Origin of the sequence: Jilunia laotingensis (assembly GCF_014385165.1) — a bacterium.
Classification (GTDB): domain Bacteria; phylum Bacteroidota; class Bacteroidia; order Bacteroidales; family Bacteroidaceae; genus Bacteroides; species Bacteroides laotingensis.
Genome location: NZ_JACRTF010000001.1, coordinates 1,646,863 through 1,666,479, shown reverse-complemented (window position 1 = coordinate 1,666,479; position 19,617 = coordinate 1,646,863). Strand labels below are relative to the sequence as shown.

General features: G+C 43.6%; 16 protein-coding genes. 10 read left to right on the top strand and 6 right to left on the bottom strand.

The window, feature by feature from the left end:
• The first annotated feature begins 113 nt into the window (after nt 1-113).
• Nucleotides 114-2,063 (top strand): glycoside hydrolase family 97 protein, encoded by a 1,950-nt coding sequence (locus tag H8744_RS06340; protein WP_262434035.1) that lies wholly within the window; start codon nt 114-116, stop codon nt 2,061-2,063.
• 142 nt (nt 2,064-2,205) lie between these two features.
• Here H8744_RS06340 and H8744_RS18840 read toward each other — a convergent pair whose 3' ends face one another.
• Complete coding sequence (locus H8744_RS18840) at nt 2,206-2,427, bottom strand: putative signal transducing protein (RefSeq protein ID WP_305067452.1); 222 nt, start codon at nt 2,425-2,427, stop codon at nt 2,206-2,208.
• Nucleotides 2,428-2,978: 551 nt separating this feature from the next.
• Here H8744_RS18840 and H8744_RS06335 point away from each other — a divergent pair.
• From H8744_RS06335 to H8744_RS06315, 5 genes are all read left to right on the top strand, one after another.
• Nucleotides 2,979-3,098: an AraC family transcriptional regulator gene (locus H8744_RS06335; RefSeq protein ID WP_262434034.1), complete on the top strand. Its 120-nt coding sequence runs from the start codon at nt 2,979-2,981 to the stop codon at nt 3,096-3,098.
• 78 nt (nt 3,099-3,176) lie between these two features.
• Nucleotides 3,177-4,313: a hypothetical protein gene (locus H8744_RS06330; RefSeq protein WP_262434033.1), complete on the top strand. Its 1,137-nt coding sequence runs from the start codon at nt 3,177-3,179 to the stop codon at nt 4,311-4,313.
• Between the two features lie 8 nt (nt 4,314-4,321).
• On the top strand, nt 4,322-6,199 hold the full coding sequence (locus H8744_RS06325; protein WP_262434032.1) for a DNA topoisomerase IV subunit B: 1,878 nt from the start codon (nt 4,322-4,324) through the stop codon (nt 6,197-6,199).
• Entirely contained in the window at nt 6,196-6,648 is a 453-nt protein-coding gene (gene coaD / locus H8744_RS06320) for a pantetheine-phosphate adenylyltransferase (protein WP_262434031.1), read from the top strand. Before H8744_RS06325 ends, coaD begins: the two co-directional genes overlap by 4 nt.
• Nucleotides 6,649-6,669: 21 nt before the next feature.
• Entirely contained in the window at nt 6,670-8,304 is a 1,635-nt protein-coding gene (locus H8744_RS06315) for a S41 family peptidase (RefSeq protein WP_262434030.1), read from the top strand.
• 129 nt (nt 8,305-8,433) lie between these two features.
• Here the strand turns inward: H8744_RS06315 and H8744_RS06310 are convergent, their stop codons facing one another.
• A complete protein-coding gene (locus tag H8744_RS06310) occupies nt 8,434-9,057 on the bottom strand; it encodes a phosphatase PAP2 family protein (protein ID WP_262434029.1) in 624 nt (207 codons plus the stop codon).
• Nucleotides 9,058-9,164: 107 nt separating this feature from the next.
• On the opposite strand from H8744_RS06310, the gene H8744_RS06305 reads away from it, so the two are divergent.
• The 4 genes from H8744_RS06305 to H8744_RS06290 all read left to right on the top strand — a co-directional run bounded on the left by H8744_RS06305 (nt 9,165) and on the right by H8744_RS06290 (nt 13,646).
• Complete coding sequence (locus H8744_RS06305; protein WP_305067348.1) at nt 9,165-10,031, top strand: helix-turn-helix transcriptional regulator; 867 nt, start codon at nt 9,165-9,167, stop codon at nt 10,029-10,031.
• Nucleotides 10,032-10,184: 153 nt separating this feature from the next.
• Nucleotides 10,185-10,880: a hypothetical protein gene (locus H8744_RS06300; RefSeq protein WP_262434027.1), complete on the top strand. Its 696-nt coding sequence runs from the start codon at nt 10,185-10,187 to the stop codon at nt 10,878-10,880.
• 38 nt (nt 10,881-10,918) lie between these two features.
• Entirely contained in the window at nt 10,919-12,862 is a 1,944-nt protein-coding gene (locus H8744_RS06295) for a fumarate reductase/succinate dehydrogenase flavoprotein subunit (protein WP_262434026.1), read from the top strand.
• A gap of 28 nt (nt 12,863-12,890) precedes the next feature.
• Nucleotides 12,891-13,646, top strand: coding sequence for a succinate dehydrogenase/fumarate reductase iron-sulfur subunit (locus H8744_RS06290; RefSeq protein WP_262434025.1), 756 nt, complete (start codon nt 12,891-12,893; stop codon nt 13,644-13,646).
• Between the two features lie 92 nt (nt 13,647-13,738).
• Here the strand turns inward: H8744_RS06290 and H8744_RS06285 are convergent, their stop codons facing one another.
• From H8744_RS06285 to H8744_RS06270, 4 genes are all read right to left on the bottom strand, one after another.
• The gene (locus H8744_RS06285) at nt 13,739-14,875 is read right to left on the bottom strand and encodes a PepSY-associated TM helix domain-containing protein (protein ID WP_262434024.1); all 1,137 of its coding nucleotides are present in this window, start codon (nt 14,873-14,875) and stop codon (nt 13,739-13,741) included.
• Between the two features lie 3 nt (nt 14,876-14,878).
• Nucleotides 14,879-16,105 carry a DUF4374 domain-containing protein gene (locus H8744_RS06280; RefSeq protein WP_305067451.1) on the bottom strand — a complete coding sequence of 409 codons (1,227 nt, stop codon included), beginning with the start codon at nt 16,103-16,105 and terminating at the stop codon, nt 14,879-14,881.
• Nucleotides 16,106-16,154: 49 nt separating this feature from the next.
• Nucleotides 16,155-18,572 (bottom strand): TonB-dependent receptor, encoded by a 2,418-nt coding sequence (locus tag H8744_RS06275; protein ID WP_262434022.1) that lies wholly within the window; start codon nt 18,570-18,572, stop codon nt 16,155-16,157.
• 171 nt (nt 18,573-18,743) lie between these two features.
• Complete coding sequence (locus H8744_RS06270) at nt 18,744-19,583, bottom strand: helix-turn-helix domain-containing protein (protein WP_305067347.1); 840 nt, start codon at nt 19,581-19,583, stop codon at nt 18,744-18,746.
• Between the last annotated feature and the right edge of the window lie 34 nt (nt 19,584-19,617).

The window sequence follows — 19,617 nt, the reverse complement described above, 5'->3', positions numbered from 1 at the left end:
AAATAGCTATTTTTACCCTTTGCACATTGCAATCCGAAGTTTATCTTATATCTTTGTAACCTAAAAGTTAACGGTACGTCCGCTAATCTGTTTACTAACAAACTACTATAATAATGAAAACACCTACACTATTTTTCACACTGATTTCCCTGTTCTTTCTGGCAGGTAACAACACGCTTGCAGCGAAAGCCATCGATGTAAAATCTCCCAATGGAGAAATACAAGTATCCATCGACATTAAAGACAAAATCTATTACTCAGTGTCTTATGATGACGATTTGATAGTAAAGGACTGCTATCTGAACCTGCAACTTGCCAATGAAACATTAGGCAACAATCCCAAACTCCGCAACACCAAAAAAGGAGTGATCAACGAAAGCATCAAGCGTGAAATCCCGTTCAAGAACGCGGTTGTAAAGAATCATTGCAACACGCTCAGACTCAATTTTGCCGGTAATTATGCAGTGGAGTTCCGTGTCTTCGACAACGGAATGGCTTACCGCTTCATTACAGATAAGAAAGATGAAAACATCGTGATGGGAGAAGACTTCGTTCTTAATTTTCCTGCCGACTACACCGCCCATCTGTCTCAACCCGATGGCTTCAAAACCTCCTACGAATACCCGTATACCCATGTCAAAACAAAAGAGTATAAAAAGACAGACCGAATGAGTTATCTGCCTGTCTTATTGGAAACCGACAAGGCATATAAGATCCTCATCTCGGAAGCCGACCTCTACGATTATCCTTGCATGTTCCTGAAAAGTACCGGCACGAACGGTATGCAATCTCTGTTTCCGAAGGTTCCCTTGGAATTCGGTGATGACGGAGACCGTAGCCTAAAGATTCTAAAAGAAGCTGATTACATCGCCAAGACGGACGGGAAGCGCAGTTTCCCGTGGAGAATGATGGTCATCTCGAAGGAGGACAAAGAGTTGGTGGAAAATGAAATGGTGTACAGCCTCTCTTCACCATGTGTGCTTGAAGATTACAGTTGGATCAAACCGGGACAAGTGAGCTGGGAATGGTGGCACGATGCACGTCTGTACGGCGTGGATTTCCGTTCCGGATATAATATGGATTCATACAAATACTACATTGACTTTGCTTCGAAATTCGGTATCCCTTACATCATCATGGATGAAGGATGGGCAAAGAGTACGCGCGACCCATATACCCCGAATCCCACCATCGACTTGGCGGAACTGATTCAGTACGGAAAAGAGCGTAATGTAAAAATCGTGTTATGGCTGACGTGGCTAACGGTTGAGAATAACTTTGACCTCTTCAAGACATTCGCTGATTGGGGAATAGCAGGTGTAAAAATAGACTTCATGGATCGTAGCGATCAATGGATGGTCAATTATTACGAACGGGTAGCCAAAGAAGCGGCAAAACATAAATTGTTTGTAGACTTCCACGGTGCATTCAAGCCTGCCGGACTGGAACGTAAATATCCGAACATACTCTCTTACGAAGGTGTTCTGGGCATGGAACAGGGGGGCAATTGCAAACCGTCCAATACCATCTATCTACCTTTCATGCGCAACGCAGTCGGCCCGATGGACTTTACTCCGGGATCTATGATTTCCGCCCAACCGGAAGATAACCGTTCGACACGTGCCAATGCCATGGGATCGGGTACACGGGCTTACCAGATGGCTCTGTTCGTGGTTTTCGAAAGCGGGTTGCAAATGCTGGCTGACAATCCGGTATATTACTATCGCGAACTTCCCTGTACTGAATTTATTTCCAGTGTTCCCGTCACCTGGGATGAAACGAAAGTTCTCTATGCAGAAGTAGGTGAAGGAGTGGTTATTGCCCGTAGAAAAGGCGAGAAATGGTTTATCGGGGGCATAACTAACAACGAGGGGCGTACGGTAAACATCGACCTCAGTTTCTTGCCCGAAGGGCAGTCTTTCACATTAACCGCTTTTGAAGACGGCATCAATGCGGACCGCCAAGCGATGGATTATAAAAAAAGAGAAAGCCGCGTAGACAGCAAATCGCAGATAACCATCCAAATGGTACGAAACGGTGGATGGGCAGGCGTAATACAATAAGATCAAAGTGAGTGTGTCAAATATTCCTTTTTAAAGATTCTCCCCGTCACTACCACATTTGAAACGAGGTTAATTTTTATATTGAAAGGCATTTTGGCACACCTGCTTTCCATCATTCATATTTCAAAATCTTTTTCAACGATTACTCTTTTACCAAATCAGGAAATCCCTTGATTAGTATTCCTTTCGCTCTTTCATAATCTGATTTGAAAACGTATACCTCAATCTGAAAACCTGGGGAGTTGGCAAACACACAAGAAACCACTTCATTCTTTAAAAAAGATTCTATTCCTTGATTCTTCAAAGCACCCTGCAAAATACCTGCTTGAATGAAACCGCAAACACAGGCAATGCTCCGCCACAAACATAAAACAGAGAGAGTTCTCGGTTGGAAAGATAAATCGTTTCCGAACAAAGAGTAAGAACAAGTCAACAACGATAATAATAAAATAAGTTTTTCATAGATGACTATATTTAACAACAAAATCCGATTTAAAGCATCTCTAATAAACTCGTTGGCAAGTTATAACAAACATTTCATATATCAAAGGGAAACAGAGTATAAATGATGAAGTTAACAAACTAACAAGCATAAAAGAAAACAAACGGAACTATCAAGAGAACGTTGCCTGAATGAACCTCCTCCCAAAATTAATCTCTCCAAAGAACATCAAGACAAACAATTAATTATCAGAAACATATAAATTATATTTATAGATAGAAGCATCACTTTTTATTCTTCGCAAAAATAGTATTTTAAATGTGTGTTAAATACGTATTCCTTTGCCGAAAGAATATATGTTTTTATCATGCAAACATAATATGATCGTGCAGGGACATATACCAAACCCTAATAGCAAATCAACAATGTTAAAAGTAAGAATTAAGAAAAGGCCAAACAGAAGACCTCCAACTATGACTATTGACGAAATAGCCGAGCGTTCAGGCTTTAATTCTATTTCTACCTTCCACCAGATCTTCCTCAAACAAACCGGAATGACCCCTCTGCAATTCAAGAAGATAGCACAACGATAACGAGAGTTTTTTTATTCCTTACACGTTGTAATTTGAAGATTATCACGTATCTTTGCATCCTCAAATAAATACATAAATATGGCTATTACAATCAAACAAGTCTCTTGCAGGAAAGAGTTGGACAAATTCATCCGTTTCAATTATGAGATGTATAAAAAGAATCCCTACTCAGTGCCCGATCTCTATGATGACATGCTCAACACATTCAACAAGAAGAAAAACGCAGCTTTCGAGTTTTGCGAAGCAGACTACTTCTTAGCTTACAAAGATGGGAAAATAGTTGGACGTGTAGCAGCCATCATCAACAAACGGGCCAACGAAACTTGGAACAAAAAGGATGTACGTTTCGGGTGGATTGACTTTATTGACGATCTGGAGGTATCGGACGCTTTAATCAAAACTGTAGAAGAATGGGGGAAAAAACGGGGTATGACGGACATTCAAGGTCCGCTCGGCTTCACCGACTTCGACGCAGAAGGAATGCTGATAGAAGGATTCGACCAACTCAGCACCATGGCTACTATCTACAATTTTCCTTACTACCCCGAACACATGGAGAAGTTGGGGTTCCGGAAAGATGCCGATTGGGTAGAATTTAAAATCTACATCCCCGACGCCATCCCTGAAAAGCATCAACGTATTTCGGACTTGATTCAGCGAAAGTATAACCTTAAGATAAAAAAATATACTTCGGCAAAGAAAATAGCAAAAGACTACGGACAAGAGATATTCAAACTAATGAACGAAGCTTACAGTCCGTTATATGGATATTCGGCTCTCTCACAACGGCAAATCAACCAGTATGTCAAGATGTATCTTCCGATTCTCGACCTGCGCATGGTGACACTCATTACCGATGCCGAAGATCAACTGATAGCCGTAGGTGTTTCAATGCCTTCACTGGCAGAAGCTTTGCAAAAGTCACACGGCCGCCTGCTGCCATTCGGATGGTTCTATCTGCTAAAGGCTTTGTTCATGAAAAGACGGGCGAAAATGCTCGATTTATTGCTTGTAGCCGTAAAACCCGAATATCAGAACAAAGGTGTTAACGCATTGTTATTTTCTGATTTAATTCCGGTTTATCAAAAATTAGGTTTTATATTTGCAGAGAGCAACCCGGAACTGGAAATGAACGGTAAAGTTCAAGCACAGTGGGATTATTTCAAAACGGAACAACATAAACGCCGTCGTGCGTTTACAAAAAAGATTGAATAATTACTAAAATGGAAGAGAACGAGCTGATACCCGTAAACAATAATTCTGTAGAATACACTGACGACAACATCCGCCATCTGAGCGACATGGAACATGTCCGTACACGTCCCGGTATGTATATCGGTAAACTGGGAGACGGGGCACATGCCGAAGACGGAATCTATGTATTGCTGAAAGAGGTGATTGATAACAGTATCGACGAGTTCAAAATGCAAGCCGGCAAGAAAATAGAGATTACTGTCGAAGAGAATCTGCGTGTAAGTGTACGCGACTATGGACGAGGCATCCCGCAAGGAAAACTGATCGAGGCCGTCAGTATGCTAAATACAGGAGGCAAGTACGACAGTAAAGCCTTCAAAAAAAGTGTCGGTCTGAACGGAGTCGGTGTAAAAGCTGTCAATGCGTTGAGTTCAAGTTTCGAAGTACGCAGTTACCGTGACGGAAAAGTGCGAACAGCCACTTTCTCAAAAGGAAACCTGTTGAAAGACGAAACGCACGACACAGAAGAAGGTAATGGTACATACATCTTCTTTGAACCGGACAATACCTTGTTCCTTAATTATAGTTTCCGACCCGAGTTTATTGAGACAATGCTCCGGAACTATACCTATCTCAATACAGGTCTGGCGATCATTTACAACGGACAGCGCATCTTGTCACGCAATGGACTGGTAGACTTGCTGAATGACAATATGACTGCGGTAGGACTTTATCCGATCATTCACCTCAAAGGAGAAGATATCGAAATCGCCTTTACGCACACCGGACAGTATGGTGAAGAGTACTACTCCTTTGTCAACGGACAACATACATCCCAAGGAGGAACTCATCAAAGCGCCTTCAAAGAACATATAGCCCGCACGATCAAAGAGTTCTATAACAAGAGTATGGATTATGCCGATATCCGCAACGGACTGGTAGCTGCCATTGCCGTTAACGTGGAAGAGCCGATGTTTGAAAGTCAGACGAAGATCAAACTGGGATCTACCAATATGTCTCCCGGAGGAATCACGGTAAACAAGTTCGTAGGCGACTTCATCAAACAGGAACTGGACAATTACCTGCATAAACATGCAGACGTTGCCGAGATCATGCAACAAAAGATACAGGATTCCGAAAAAGAACGTAAAGCCATAGCCGGTGTTACCAAACTGGCTCGCGAACGTGCGAAAAAAGCAAATTTGCACAACCGCAAGCTCCGTGATTGCCGGATCCATCTGAACGATTCAAAGGGCAAGGAACTTGAAGAGGATTCCTGCATTTTCATTACGGAGGGTGACTCTGCAAGCGGCTCCATCACCAAAAGCCGCGATGTAAACACACAAGCTGTATTCAGCTTGCGTGGTAAACCCCTCAACTCTTTCGGACTGACCAAAAAAGTGGTTTATGAGAATGAAGAGTTCAATCTGCTACAGGCGGCACTTAACATTGAAGACGGCATAGAGGGTCTACGCTACAACAAAGTAATTGTGGCCACCGATGCCGATGTAGACGGAATGCACATTCGCCTGTTGCTGATCACTTTCTTCTTGCAATTCTTCCCTGATCTGATAAAGAAAGGGCATGTTTATATCCTACAAACACCACTTTTCCGAGTACGCAACAAGAAAAAAACTCTCTATTGCTACAGTGAAGAAGAACGGGTCAATGCCATTCGTGAATTGAGTCCTAATCCGGAGATCACCCGATTTAAAGGTCTGGGAGAGATATCCCCCGACGAGTTTAAGCACTTCATTGGCAAAGACATGCGTCTGGAACAGGTTTCACTACGTAAGACAGACCTCGTCAAGGAGTTGTTGGAATTCTACATGGGCAAGAATACAATGGAACGACAAAACTTTATTATTGATAATCTGGTTATAGAAGAAGACATAGCAGAAAAATGAGAACAGCTATTTTTCCGGGCACGTTCGACCCCTTCACTATCGGACATTATTCGGTCGTAAGCCGGGCATTAACATTTATGGATGAAGTAATCATCGGAATAGGTATCAATGAAAACAAAAACACTTATTTCCCCATAGAGAAACGTGTCGAAATGATCCGGAAACTCTACAAGGATGAACCCCGGATAAAAGTTATGTCGTATGATTGCCTGACTATCGATTTTGCACAACAGGTAAATGCTCACTTTATTGTTCGCGGCATTCGTACCGTAAAGGACTTCGAATACGAAGAGACCATTGCGGACATAAACCGTAAACTGGCCGGTATAGAAACGATTCTGCTATTTACAGAGCCGGAGTTGACATGCGTAAGTTCAACAATCGTACGTGAACTCCTGAGCTATAATAAAGATATTAGCAGATTCATACCGGAAGGTATGGAAATGTAAAATAAATGAAGAGTAATTTAGATGATGAAAAAGTTATATATTCTTTTAGTTTGCCTGTGGGCCATGAATACACAGGCACAGAATTTCGGCACTCCGGCTATGCGGAAACTACAAATGGCCGAATTTGCTATCGCCAACTTATACGTTGACAAAGTAGACGAAGATAAATTGGTGGAGGAAGCCATTGTTAAGATGCTGGCGCAGCTTGACCCGCATTCTACCTATTCGGATGCCGAAGAAGTAAAGAAAATGAATGAACCCTTGCAAGGAAACTTCGAAGGTATCGGAGTACAGTTTCAGATGATCGAAGACACCCTCCTTGTAGTTCAACCGGTCAGCAACGGACCTTCCGAAAAAGTAGGGATACTGGCCGGAGACCGTATTGTTGCAGTCAATGATTCAACGATTGCCGGCATAAAACTAAGTACGGAAGATATCATGAGACGTCTCCGCGGACCAAAAGATTCTAAAGTAGACCTTACTATTATCCGCCGCGGAGTCAATGACCCGCTACATTTTACCGTCAGCCGTGATAAAATTCCTATTCTTAGCCTAGACGCTGCTTACATGATAAAGCCAAAGATAGGCTATATCCGTATCAACCGCTTCGGTGCTACAACGGCTGATGAATTCGTGAAGGCAATGAAAGAATTGCAAAGTAAAGGAATGAAAGATTTAATCCTCGATCTTCAAGGCAACGGAGGAGGCTATCTCAATGCGGCCATCGACCTTGCCAATGAATTCCTCAATGGAAAAGAACTGATTGTATATACCGAAGGACGGACAGCCCAACGTAGTGAATTCTTTGCCAAAGGAAATGGCGGCTTCCGTAATGGAAAGCTAATTGTATTAGTAGATGAATATTCGGCTTCCGCCAGCGAGATCGTCACCGGAGCCATACAAGATTGGGATAGAGGCGTAGTAGTAGGTCGTCGTTCTTTCGGAAAAGGCCTTGTTCAACGCCCCATCGATCTGCCGGACGGATCTATGATTCGCTTGACCGTCGCAAGATATTATACCCCTGCCGGACGCTGCATCCAAAAGCCTTATGTAAGTACAGCGGATACGAGCCTGTCGGATAAAAATTCATCAGACGATGATAATATCAGGAAATATCATCAAGACTTGATGAATCGTTTTAACCACGGTGAATTGATGAGCGCGGACAGTATCCATTTCCCTGACTCCCTGAAATGCCAAACTAAAAAATTAGGACGCACCATCTATGGCGGTGGTGGCATCATGCCGGATTACTTTGTCCCTATCGATACAACCTTGTATACGAATTATCATCGTAATCTTGTTGCCAAAGGAGTTATCATCAAATTAACCATGAAGTACATCGAAAATCATCGGCAAGAATTAACTAAGAAATACAAGAAATTCGAGAACTTCGTTGAGAAGTTCGAAGTAGACGATGAATTGCTGAATCAAATGCGTGAAATGGCTGACAAAGAAAAGATAGAATTCAACCAAGAGCAATACGACCGGGCACTCCCATTGATAAAGACGCAACTAAAAGCACTTATCGCCCGCGATATCTGGGATATGAACGAATATTTCCAGATTATGAATAAGACCAATAAGAGTGTGGAACGGGCATTGGAAATATTACAATCGGACGAATACGATCAGATACTGAAACAGCAAAATTAGTACAGCACTAAAGCCCCTAAAAGCCGAAGGGAAATTAAGCGGATAACACAATTAAAGTAAAATTCGATTTGTGCTAATCACTGGATTTCCCTTCGGTTTTTATATCCTGTAAAACTCAAAAGCGATCAATCAATAAGCTATAACAGTTTTCTTTTTCTCTCCGAATAACCAGCCGTTCAACCACCGGTTCACATATACATTCACCACGGCACAACCAGCACCGATCACAGCACCGGCGAACACATCCGAAGGATAATGCACTCCCTCATTCATCCTCGAGAAGCCGACTGAACATGCCCAAAAAGCCGATGGTGCAATCACATACCACTTTGGATATTTTATGCTCAACGAAGTAGCCAGTGAAAAAGCCGCTGCCGTATGGCTCGATGGAAAAGACGGGCTGCTCTCCGTACTATAAGGATGCACGCGGTCGGGATAACGATCATAAGGACGTTCCCGGTCTACCAAATGCTTGACACCATAAGTCAATACCACAGCTTCGGCAACACTCGTACCTATATAAATAGCATCTTGCAACAATTTCTTATCTTTGTCAATCCCTGCGTAAATAGCCATAGCCACCGGGATACCTACCGAAATATAGGGTGCCGAACGAGAAAATACCTTACTATAATTACGTACAAATTTCCCATCCAGACTATTGATTTTATGCAACGTGTTGATATCCCAATTTTGTGCTTGAGCCCCGATCACATATATCATTGAGACACAGATAATAATAAATTTCTTCATCCTGCTGTTTAATTACTAAGACGAGCAAAGATAGAGCAAAATAATTGAATATTCACAAAAAAATAATATCTTTGTTCCCTGACAATTAATACGATCTTGATTTATCTATGATAAGGAACAGTTACTGTAAAAGATTTACCGACTGCTCACAATGCCCCAAGACGGCCGGTGATATACTAACCTACAGGAAGTTTCCCAAAGGACAGCACTTTCCCGCAGACAAGTGTATATCAAACTGCATGCTATTCATGATTAAAGGGGAGTTACTAATCAATAGCCAGGAATATCCTGGTACGACTCTTCATGACCGGCAATTTATACTTCAGGCAATCGGTTCCAAACTCGAGTTGCTGGCCCTGACAGATGTAGAATACATAGTTTATTGGTTCAATGAACTTCCTCAGATATGCGAAAGCCGGTATCAGGAAATACTGGATATCACTGAAGCGCCTTTGACTTATTCCCCTATGATTATGAATTACCGTCTCAATAATTTCATGGCCGATTTGGGCGAATATCTTACTGAAGGGCCTTCTTGCGAACCTTACATCAGACTAAAAACACAGGAACTCATTTTCCTGTTATTTTCCTATTATCCGCTACCACAGCTAAATAACTTTTTCTTCCCTATCAAAAGCTATACGGAAAGCTTTCAATATTTTATCATGCAGAATTATAGTAAAGTCAAGAACGTGGAAGAATTCGCACACCTTGGTGGATATAGCGTAACAACTTTCCGCCGTCTGTTTAAGAATATGTATAACGTTCCCGTATACGAATGGATACTCGACAAGAAACGAGAAGGAATTCTTGACGATTTACAACATACCAAACAACGAATCACAGAAATCAGTACACGTTACGGTTTTGATTCTTTGTCACATTTTGCACATTTCTGCAAAGCCTCTTTCGGTGACACCCCACGTGCCTTGAGAATGCGGGTAACTCAAGGAAAGGAGAATGGTAAAAAATAATATACTTGGATTACACTGTTGTCCAATTAAGGAATAATTTCTTTAATACCTTTGGTTAATCAATGTATTTCACGTACTTTTGCACGAAGAGACATAGACACGTGAAAATGAAATTATAGTTCTAACAATTAAATAATTTAAATTCAATCATTTATGTGGTTAAGTAATTCATCTGTAGGAAGGAAAGTGGTGATGAGCGTTACAGGTATCGCCCTTGTCCTGTTTCTAACGTTTCACATGGCGATGAACTTAGTTGCAATCATCTCGGCTGATGGTTACAATATGGTTTGTGAGTTCCTGGGAGCAAACTGGTATGCGTTGGTGGCTACTTTAGGACTGGCTGCCCTCTTCGTGATTCACATTATCTACGCCTTTTGGCTGACGATACAGAATCGTGCAGCACGCGGTAGCGAACGTTATGCCGTAGTAGAAAAGCCCAAAACCGTAGAGTGGGCTTCACAAAACATGCTCGTTCTGGGTATCATCGTGATCTTGGGTCTTGGACTTCACCTGTTCAACTTCTGGGCTAAAATGCAGTTACCGGAATTGATGCACAACATGGGTTGTGTAACAGCCGATGTAACTTATGCTGCTGACGGTGTTTATCACATTTTCAACACCTTCTCTAATCCTGTATACGTAGTGCTTTACCTCATCTGGCTTGCCGCTCTTTGGTTCCACCTTACTCATGGTTTCTGGAGTTCTATGCAGTCATTGGGCTGGAACAACAAGATTTGGATCAATCGCTGGAAATGCATTTCCAACATTTATTCAACGATCATTGTCATCTGCTTCGCCCTGGTAGTAGTCGTATTCTTCGTTAAATCGTTGGCTTGCGGCGCTTGCTAATTTTTTAAATTGTAACTGACATTAAAGTAAATAGCATTATGACTCAAATAGATTCTAAAATTCCTGAAGGCCAGTTAGCCGAAAAATGGAGTAACTATAAAGCTCACCAAAAACTTGTTAATCCTGCCAACAAACGTCGTCTTGACATCATCGTGGTAGGTACCGGACTTGCCGGCGCATCTGCTGCCGCTTCTCTAGGTGAAATGGGATTCAGAGTGTTCAACTTCTGTATCCAAGATTCTCCCCGTCGCGCGCACTCTATCGCAGCACAGGGTGGTATCAACGCTGCTAAGAATTATCAAAACGACGGTGACTCAGTATACCGTCTTTTCTACGATACAATCAAAGGTGGTGATTACCGCGCACGTGAAGCCAACGTTTATCGTTTGGCAGAAGTTGCCAACGCCATCATCGACCAATGTGTTGCGCAAGGTGTTCCTTTCGCACGCGAATACGGTGGTACACTTGACAACCGTTCATTCGGTGGCGCACAGGTATCACGTACATTCTATGCCCGCGGACAAACCGGACAGCAGTTATTGCTGGGCGCTTATTCCGCATTGAGCCGTCAGGTACAACAAGGTACTGTTAAACTTTTCACCCGTTACGAAATGCTCGACCTCGTTATAATCGACGGACGTGCCCGTGGTATCATCGCCCGTAACCTCGTAACCGGAGAAATCGAACGCTTCGCAGCACACGCTGTAGTTATCGGCACCGGAGGATATGGAAACGCATTCTTCTTGTCTACTAACGCAATGGCTTCCAACGGTTCCGTTGCCATCCAATGTTACAAGAAAGGCGCTTATATTGCTAATCCTGCCTTTGCACAAATCCACCCGACTTGTATTCCTGTCCATGGTGACAAGCAGTCCAAACTGACATTGATGTCCGAGTCACTGCGTAATGATGGCCGTATCTGGGTTCCGAAAAAGATTGAAGATGCAAAAGCATTGCAGGCCGGAACAAAGAAACCGAACGATATCCCCGACGAAGACCGCGACTTCTACCTAGAACGCCGTTACCCCGCATTCGGTAACCTTGTACCACGTGACGTAGCATCACGTGCAGCCAAAGAACGTTGCGATGCCGGTTTCGGTGTGAACAATACCGGTCTGGCCGTATTCCTCGACTTCAAATATGCTATCAACCGCTTGGGTGAAGACGTAGTTCGCGCTCGTTACGGTAACCTCTTCGACATGTACGAAGAAATCACTGACGAGAATCCGTATAAAACTCCGATGATGATATTCCCGGCTATCCATTATACAATGGGTGGTATCTGGGTTGACTACGAATTGATGACCTCTATTCCGGGTCTGTTCGCAATCGGTGAATGTAACTTCTCCGACCACGGTGCTAACCGTCTGGGTGCTTCTGCATTGATGCAAGGTTTGGCTGACGGATATTTCGTATTGCCATACACTATCCAGAACTACCTCGCTGACCAGATTCAGGTTCCTCGCTTCTCTACCGACCTGCCGGAATTTGCTGCAGCCGAGAAAGAAGTTAAAGATAAGATCAAGAAGATCAAAGCAGTTAACGGTAAACATTCTGTTGATTCCATCCACAAGAAACTCGGACATATCATGTGGGACTTCGTAGGTATGGCTCGTACAAAAGAATCTTTGCAGAAAGCATTGGACGGCATCCAGGAAGTGAAAAAAGACTTCTGGACTAACGTACGTATCCCAGGTGAAGTAAACGAACTCAACGTAGAACTTGAAAAAGCACTTCGGTTGACAGACTTCATCGAAATCGGTATGCTGATGGCTCGTGATGCCCTGAACCGTGAAGAATCTTGCGGCGGACACTTCCGCGAAGAGTACCAGACTCCGGAAGGAGAAGCATTGCGTGATGATAAAAACTTCTCTTACGTAGCTTGCTGGAAGTACACTGGTGAAAACTCTGCACCGGAATTGATCAAAGAAGATTTGAACTACCAATTTGTAAAAGTTCAGACCCGTAACTACAAATCTTAATCGGTTAATCAATTAAAGGAAAACAAAAATGGATAAAAATATAAGTTTCACACTGAAGGTATGGCGTCAGAAAGGCCCTAAAGCAAAAGGTTTTTTTGAGACACATCAAATGAAAGATATCCCGGGCGATACTTCGTTCCTTGAAATGCTGGATATCCTCAACGAACAGATTATTAATGACGGTGGCGAGCCTATTGTATTCGACCACGACTGCCGCGAGGGAATCTGCGGTATGTGTTCACTTTACATCAACGGTCATCCTCACGGACCCGCAACAGGTGCAACAACATGCCAGATTTACATGCGCCGTTTCCATGACGGAGAAACAATCACTGTCGAACCATGGCGTTCAGCTGCTTTCCCGGTTATCCGTGACTTGATGGTAGACCGTGGTGCATTCGATAAGATCATGCAATCCGGTGGTTACGTAAGTGTTAACACGGGCGCTCCTCAAGATGCCAACGCTATCCTTATCTCCAAGGATATTGCTGACGAGGCTATGGACGCAGCTGCTTGTATCGGTTGTGGTGCTTGCGTAGCTGCTTGCAAGAATGGTTCTGCCATGTTGTTCGTCTCAGCAAAAGTAAGCCAGTTGAATCTGCTTCCTCAAGGAAAAGTGGAAGCTTCACGCCGTGCCAAAGCCATGTTATCTAAAATGGACGAACTGGGATTCGGTAACTGTACAAACACTCGTGCTTGTGAAGCAGAATGTCCGAAGAACATTTCTATCAGCAACATCGCCAGACTGAACCGCGACTTCATCGTTGCCAAATTGGAAGACTAAGCATAACAACTTAGCATTTGATTAATAGCAGAAGAATCCCCTGCCGGTTATCCGGCAGGGGATTTGTATTTATTAGGTCTAAAGGCCTTTATTCATCTCCTCGGCTTCCGCTTTTTCCTGAACCAGACAATAAATCCGGTAACAGGCAACGAAGCCCCGACAAGGCTCGCACAAAACATCAGTATCTTTCCGAAAAGCCCGAAAATACGACCATCATGAATTTCAAGATTCATTCTCCTGAACTTATCGGCAGGTGAAGCTTCGGTATATTTTCCGGCATAGGGGCCTGTACCTTGTAGCGAAGCAAGCGTATACTGATCGAAGAAAAGATTGTCCGTACGATAGTAAGAACCCCGTTTATGGACAATGCTAACGCGAAACACGCCATCATTCGTAACAGGCAAGGCAAAGTAAAAGGTTTTAGCGGCAGGTTCCTCTTCACGGAGTTGGAAATAGAGCTTATCCAATGAATCATTTTTCCAACGGCTTATTCGTAACGTATCCGATATAGGCAATGTGTATGGTTTTAGTTCCTTTCCCCCCGAAGTGATGAAGTAGACAGCTTTGCTAAACCAATTCAGACTAAAAACAAGCCCTGTAAAACTAAGAATGATCAGTAGGAAGGCCGCATAAAATCCCACGACATTGTGCAGGTCGAAATTCAAACGGGAAAAAGATGATTTACGCTTTATGGTAAGCCGCGCAACAAGCGCATTCCGTGTCCAATGTTTCGGCCACCAGAGTATAATGCCCGTGATAAGAGTGATTAAAAAGATCAAAACACTGTATCCTACAATGGGACTTCCAATTGCACGGGGAAGCCATAATGTGCGGTGACCATCAAGAATAAAACGAAAGAAGTCAAAATCATCGAATCGTTTGCTTACCATTTTCAATACCATCCCGTTGTAAGGATCAAGAAAGACAGTAGTCATTCCTATTTCCGGCTGATAGTAATCGACAAACACAGCATCGGACGCTTCGCCATAAGTGATAGCAGTAGGAGCTTTATTTACTACGACCGAATCCGAAACGGCCAATATCCGCGAAGGTGGCAAGACCGAATTCTCCTGCGGTGTAACGAAACGCCAAGGTTGTGTCGCCTCGTTTATCTCCTCTTTAAAAACATACAGGCAGCCAGTGATGCATACGATAAAAACAACAATCCCCGACAATAGCCCCAGCCAGAGATGTAACTTTACGCATACCTTGCGAAACGTCTTGTTCATCACTTAATCCAGACGGAAGAATCCGCCCACAAACGTAGTTGCTACCTTCGCACCCTTCACAGCGGTTGCCGTCCGCGGATCGATACGATAAATATAAGTTCCTTCACCGGGTGTCGTGACAGGCCGATAAACATATCCGCCATCTACCAATGCTGCAAACCTGCGTCCACCGTCACCGTTGTGTACCGGAATCTCTTCGATATCATGCACTGTCTTATTATTCAAGTCAATAATGCAACATTTCAGATCTTTATCCCCCCAGCGATGCTCGGATGTCTGCGGTGTAATGGTACTGACTTCCGCAAAAACCAATCCGTTACCGATATATTTGATATGTGAAGGTTTCAGCCCACCCGAAGCCGTTTCAAAGTCGAAATAATAATCATCAAAACGGGTTTCACCTTTGGGGATACGGAGAAAAGCAGCATTCTTCGTACCCTGCGAGAAGCCGTTGGCTATGGCAGAATTGGACATGATATACATATCCCCCGATTCGACTTTGAAAATACCGTTAAATGCATTCCACGAACCTGCCGGCCCTGTACGGGTGTCCTTCATCAAGGTCTTAAAGCTCATCTCGGGATACGAATAAACCGCCACATACGTAGTATCCGTGTAAAGCGTCTCAAAGTTAGAGGGATTCATGGGGAAATAGGTCACATATACATTGCCTTCACTGTAACATATCCCCGTAATGCTCGGCCACTCCAACTGATCTATCGGATAGACGGGTGCCTGAGCTTGACGGGTAATAGCTGCATCTTCAATGCCGACCGTATAGAAAGTCATTTTGCTGCCGCTCTCTTTGTTGGCAGGAAGCTCAAGGCCGATCATTGAGTGGTCGTCCATTTGCGTAAAGGCATTCAGGGAATTGTTGAAAACAAAGTCCCCTTTTTCATACAAATACCCATCGCCACCGCGTACAATACCCGTAGCACTGGTCAGCCCCAGACCACCGATACTGAAAACCGTCTGACCACCTTGGTCATAATCACGATATCCGTTTTGTTCGATCCCCTTCCCTACGGCATTAATAGTTCCGGACATCAGATCGGCAGTTGTAACCACATAATAAGTAGTCGCTCCGTTGGATGTAATCCCCAGACTAAGCACATAAGGGGCAAATGGTGTCTCCTCGTTACCCAGTGCCTCCTCTTCACACGAGGCAAGCCCCACTGAAATAGACAGGGTAGCGAGGGCAATCATACAATTACGGTATATTTTATTCATTCGATTCATCTCAGAGTCAGTTTAAACTTTTCTTCTAAAGTACTCAATTCTATTTTTTATTAAAGAAATATCTCAGCTTCACATTGAAAGCACGTCCGGGCTTTTGCAAACGATAGTTGTCATACAGTTTCCGGTCTGTCAGATTGGTACATTCCACTACGATCCCGTATTTTCCGTTGTCCATCGAATAGCCCAAAGCGAGATCATGCGAGAACTGTTCAGGAATGACCTTTTTCGAACTTTTTGCACCCAGCCCGGGGAAGGAAAGATAGTACTGATGGATATATCCCAAATTATAATCCAATGTCAGCACCGAATTCCTCCGGAGGATGTTGTGGAAACGCAGCCCCATATCTCCATTGGCAAAAAGATACGGAATGTTGGGAAGCCGCTCCTTATAAGTAATATTCTCGGTAATTCCCTCACCGACAAAGCTCCCCTTGTTGATCTCGAATTCCTGATTGTCGATGATATCCTGATACGTAAAATTGGCTCCCATGTGAAACAGGTCTTTATATCCATAACGGAAACCAAGCTCCACCCCTTTTGTCAATACGTTGCCCAAGTTCTCATATCCGGTGGTAGGATTGCTTGTCAGGCTGACACCCTTCAGGATAAAGTCTTTCGTATGCCGGTAGATAAAATTGGCTTCGGCGGACAGTTGGTGGACATTGACAAGCTGCATATAGCTCAACCCGAAGTTCACATTACGGCTGCTCTCTGGTTTCAAATCGGGGTTGCGCTGCTGAATCAGTCCGTCACCGAACATCTCCACGCTTTCCGGCAAACGATAAGCATATTCATAAGATAACTTGGCTTGCAAAGACGGCAGAATGTAATAAGTGGCGGCAGCTCCGTACCCGAAGTTCGTCTTATCATCCTTCACCTTCTCCCAACGAGCCGTTTCGGTGTATTCATCCAACCGCTTATAGGTCGAGCTGTGTAATTTGTACATCTTCCCAAACACGTTGGCGTTCCAACGGTCATAACGGATCTGCCATCCCAGACCGGTCACATTCTTAACCAGTCGTTGGGGAACATTGTTCATTTCATCATCGGGATGGGCATCGTCGTTCATCCTCCTCTTCATGGAAGAGAATACATGATTCAGGATAAAAGACTGATGGGCATTGACCACATAACTGACATTCCCGTTTGCCAACCATTCCCGGTTTCTGATTTCAGCATCTGTCAAATAGGCTTCACCAGCCGTGGCAGAAGGCACGTACTCTCCCAGCCAATTGTAACGGTGGGTAAGCGTATCGACATTAAACGTATTGACAGTGTTGTATGTTCCATACAGCGACAAAGAGAGTCCATCGAGCAGTAAATCGTCTTTTTTGTACCGGACGGAGGGAATCAGTGATTCACTTTTCATCTTCACACCGCCATAGACAGCATCCATCGTAGCCCCGGTCTGGACATCTTTGTCATTCTTCGAAAAGATGACACCTGCTAGGAGATAGTCGGCAAAAGGCTTATTCGTAATTCCCGTTTCCAGCCGCAAACCTCCCGAACGGTAGGCATCGTTGAACCGCTTTACCCAACGTTCGTCTACCTTCTTGTTGGTTGTCAGGTCGATGACCGGCACAAATACTTTATAGTCATTATCGGAATAATTATAGAAAGCATTGGCACGCACGGTAAATCCTGTTTTCAGATCGGTATACGCCCCGTTCAGAGTCACCTTGTGCGTATTGAACGAACCGAATGAATAGGTCGCATCCAGATAATTCGCATCTTTCCTACTGACAATATTCACTGCACCTCCCAGTGCATCGGCACCCAGGTTAACAGGCAACACGCCTTTATACACTTCCACCCTTTCAGCCATGTTAGCCGGGATATTAGCCATATTGAAAGAAGAGCCGAAATTATCCATCGGTATCCCGTCCAAGAAGAATTTCACTTGGTTGCCGGAGAACCCGTTCAGGCTGAAGTTATAGTTGGAACCAACACCGCCCTCCTCGCGGATACGGACACTGGACACATTATTGAGCAGTTTATTAAGCGGAGCAGCTCCACTATAAGCCTTTTTGATATCAAGCACAGAGATGGCATAGGCTTGTTCCTGTTGCCGGCGTGCTTCCGATTTACCCAACACCTGTATTTCGTCCAGTTGCTCTACGTGGGTATCGATCTCGATATCTCCCAGATCGATCAGCTTCCCGGCAACAATCTTTACCGGAACTTTCTTTGTTTTTACTCCCAATCCGGAGACAACCAATGTATGGTCGCCTACGGGGATATCATTAATACGGAAATTTCCTTTCTCGTTCGTATAGCCTCCCATCAATAATCCTTCAATGCTAACGGCCACGGGATAATAGGGTTCACTTTGGGAGTCGATGACACGCCCGGTTATCATACCTTTGCTTGGTTGTTGAATAACGGCATACATCTCCGTCGCACATCCTACGGAAAGAAAACTGAGAAATAGAAATGTTTTGTACAATAGGTGGTTCATTAATCACTCTTGTTTAATTCGGGGTGCAAAGATACGGGCCTGAAAGTTTGGCTACAATCACCATATTTAGGTATTCGACAGAATTTGAATACCTACTTATATGATACATACTGCTAAGTGAATGCCTATCTATTGGCACAGATTCCATAAATAAGAGATAATAATAGCCGATTACTTCTTCAGTCGTAAAGCCCGTGGAGAAGCTCCAAAGTTCTTTTTGCAGAAGTTAGAAAAATGGGGCAATGACTCGAAACCGTAATTGAAACATATCTCGGAGATTGTTTCATCCGTATAACGGAGATCATAAATGATGCCCTCCTTACGACGATTCATCATCCATTCGTATACAGGTTCGTGAAATACGGTGTTAAAGATACGTCGGAATGTCGTGACGGTATATCCGCCAAGTTGTGCAAGTTCTTCTACCGTTTTCACTTTGGAATGGTTCTCAAGAACAAAATATTGAAAGCTTGTGGTATACTTTGAAAGGGGGTGAACCAATGTAGAAAGCTCGTAATCGGAATAAAAGTTACCTAATATAAAACCTAACTCTTTCCGTTTGAATGACAGCAGTTCGCGACAAATCTTCGCTTCACTCAAATAGGCTCTGGAGCCTTCAAGAAAGAATTGCAGTTCCGGCAATATTTTCAAGGGAGAAAAGATCAGTGGTGGTGTCACTTCATTCATGATACGATTGTAAAGCTCTTCGCAAAAAAGTTCCGGCTTATTGAACTGGTAACACACACACTCAACATCCGTCATTGCCAACACTTCCAGCTTCGACCCAATGGCCTGGAGGATAAATTCCCCGGCTTTTAATAATGTGCCGGCATATTCCTGACTATTGATAAGAGCTTCCCCTCTAAGAAGGAAAATCATGATATTTGATTCACACTTCTGAACCGGCAGATGAAATCCCCTGGGATGAGAAGCGTGAATAATAGTATTCTCAACTGCCTTCGGGCATTCCTGACAGTTTATGTTTATCCCGCAAGAGGACGAGCCGCGCATATAAATATATTATTTGTTTATGTTCGCAACAAAA

What these genes read in the sequence shown, in the direction of transcription:
- H8744_RS06340 (WP_262434035.1), top strand. Translation starts at nt 114, where the DNA reads ATGAAAACACCTACACTATTTTTCACACTGATTTCCCTGTTCTTTCTG.
- H8744_RS06335 (WP_262434034.1), top strand. Translation starts at nt 2,979, where the DNA reads ATGACTATTGACGAAATAGCCGAGCGTTCAGGCTTTAATTCTATTTCT.
- H8744_RS06330 (WP_262434033.1), top strand. Translation starts at nt 3,177, where the DNA reads ATGGCTATTACAATCAAACAAGTCTCTTGCAGGAAAGAGTTGGACAAA.
- H8744_RS06325 (WP_262434032.1), top strand. Translation starts at nt 4,322, where the DNA reads ATGGAAGAGAACGAGCTGATACCCGTAAACAATAATTCTGTAGAATAC.
- coaD (WP_262434031.1), top strand. Translation starts at nt 6,196, where the DNA reads ATGAGAACAGCTATTTTTCCGGGCACGTTCGACCCCTTCACTATCGGA.
- H8744_RS06315 (WP_262434030.1), top strand. Translation starts at nt 6,670, where the DNA reads ATGATGAAAAAGTTATATATTCTTTTAGTTTGCCTGTGGGCCATGAAT.
- H8744_RS06310 (WP_262434029.1), bottom strand. Translation starts at nt 9,057, where the DNA reads ATGAAGAAATTTATTATTATCTGTGTCTCAATGATATATGTGATCGGG.
- H8744_RS06305 (WP_305067348.1), top strand. Translation starts at nt 9,165, where the DNA reads ATGATAAGGAACAGTTACTGTAAAAGATTTACCGACTGCTCACAATGC.
- H8744_RS06300 (WP_262434027.1), top strand. Translation starts at nt 10,185, where the DNA reads ATGTGGTTAAGTAATTCATCTGTAGGAAGGAAAGTGGTGATGAGCGTT.
- H8744_RS06295 (WP_262434026.1), top strand. Translation starts at nt 10,919, where the DNA reads ATGACTCAAATAGATTCTAAAATTCCTGAAGGCCAGTTAGCCGAAAAA.
- H8744_RS06290 (WP_262434025.1), top strand. Translation starts at nt 12,891, where the DNA reads ATGGATAAAAATATAAGTTTCACACTGAAGGTATGGCGTCAGAAAGGC.
- H8744_RS06285 (WP_262434024.1), bottom strand. Translation starts at nt 14,875, where the DNA reads ATGAACAAGACGTTTCGCAAGGTATGCGTAAAGTTACATCTCTGGCTG.
- H8744_RS06280 (WP_305067451.1), bottom strand. Translation starts at nt 16,105, where the DNA reads ATGAATAAAATATACCGTAATTGTATGATTGCCCTCGCTACCCTGTCT.
- H8744_RS06275 (WP_262434022.1), bottom strand. Translation starts at nt 18,572, where the DNA reads ATGAACCACCTATTGTACAAAACATTTCTATTTCTCAGTTTTCTTTCC.
- H8744_RS06270 (WP_305067347.1), bottom strand. Translation starts at nt 19,583, where the DNA reads ATGCGCGGCTCGTCCTCTTGCGGGATAAACATAAACTGTCAGGAATGC.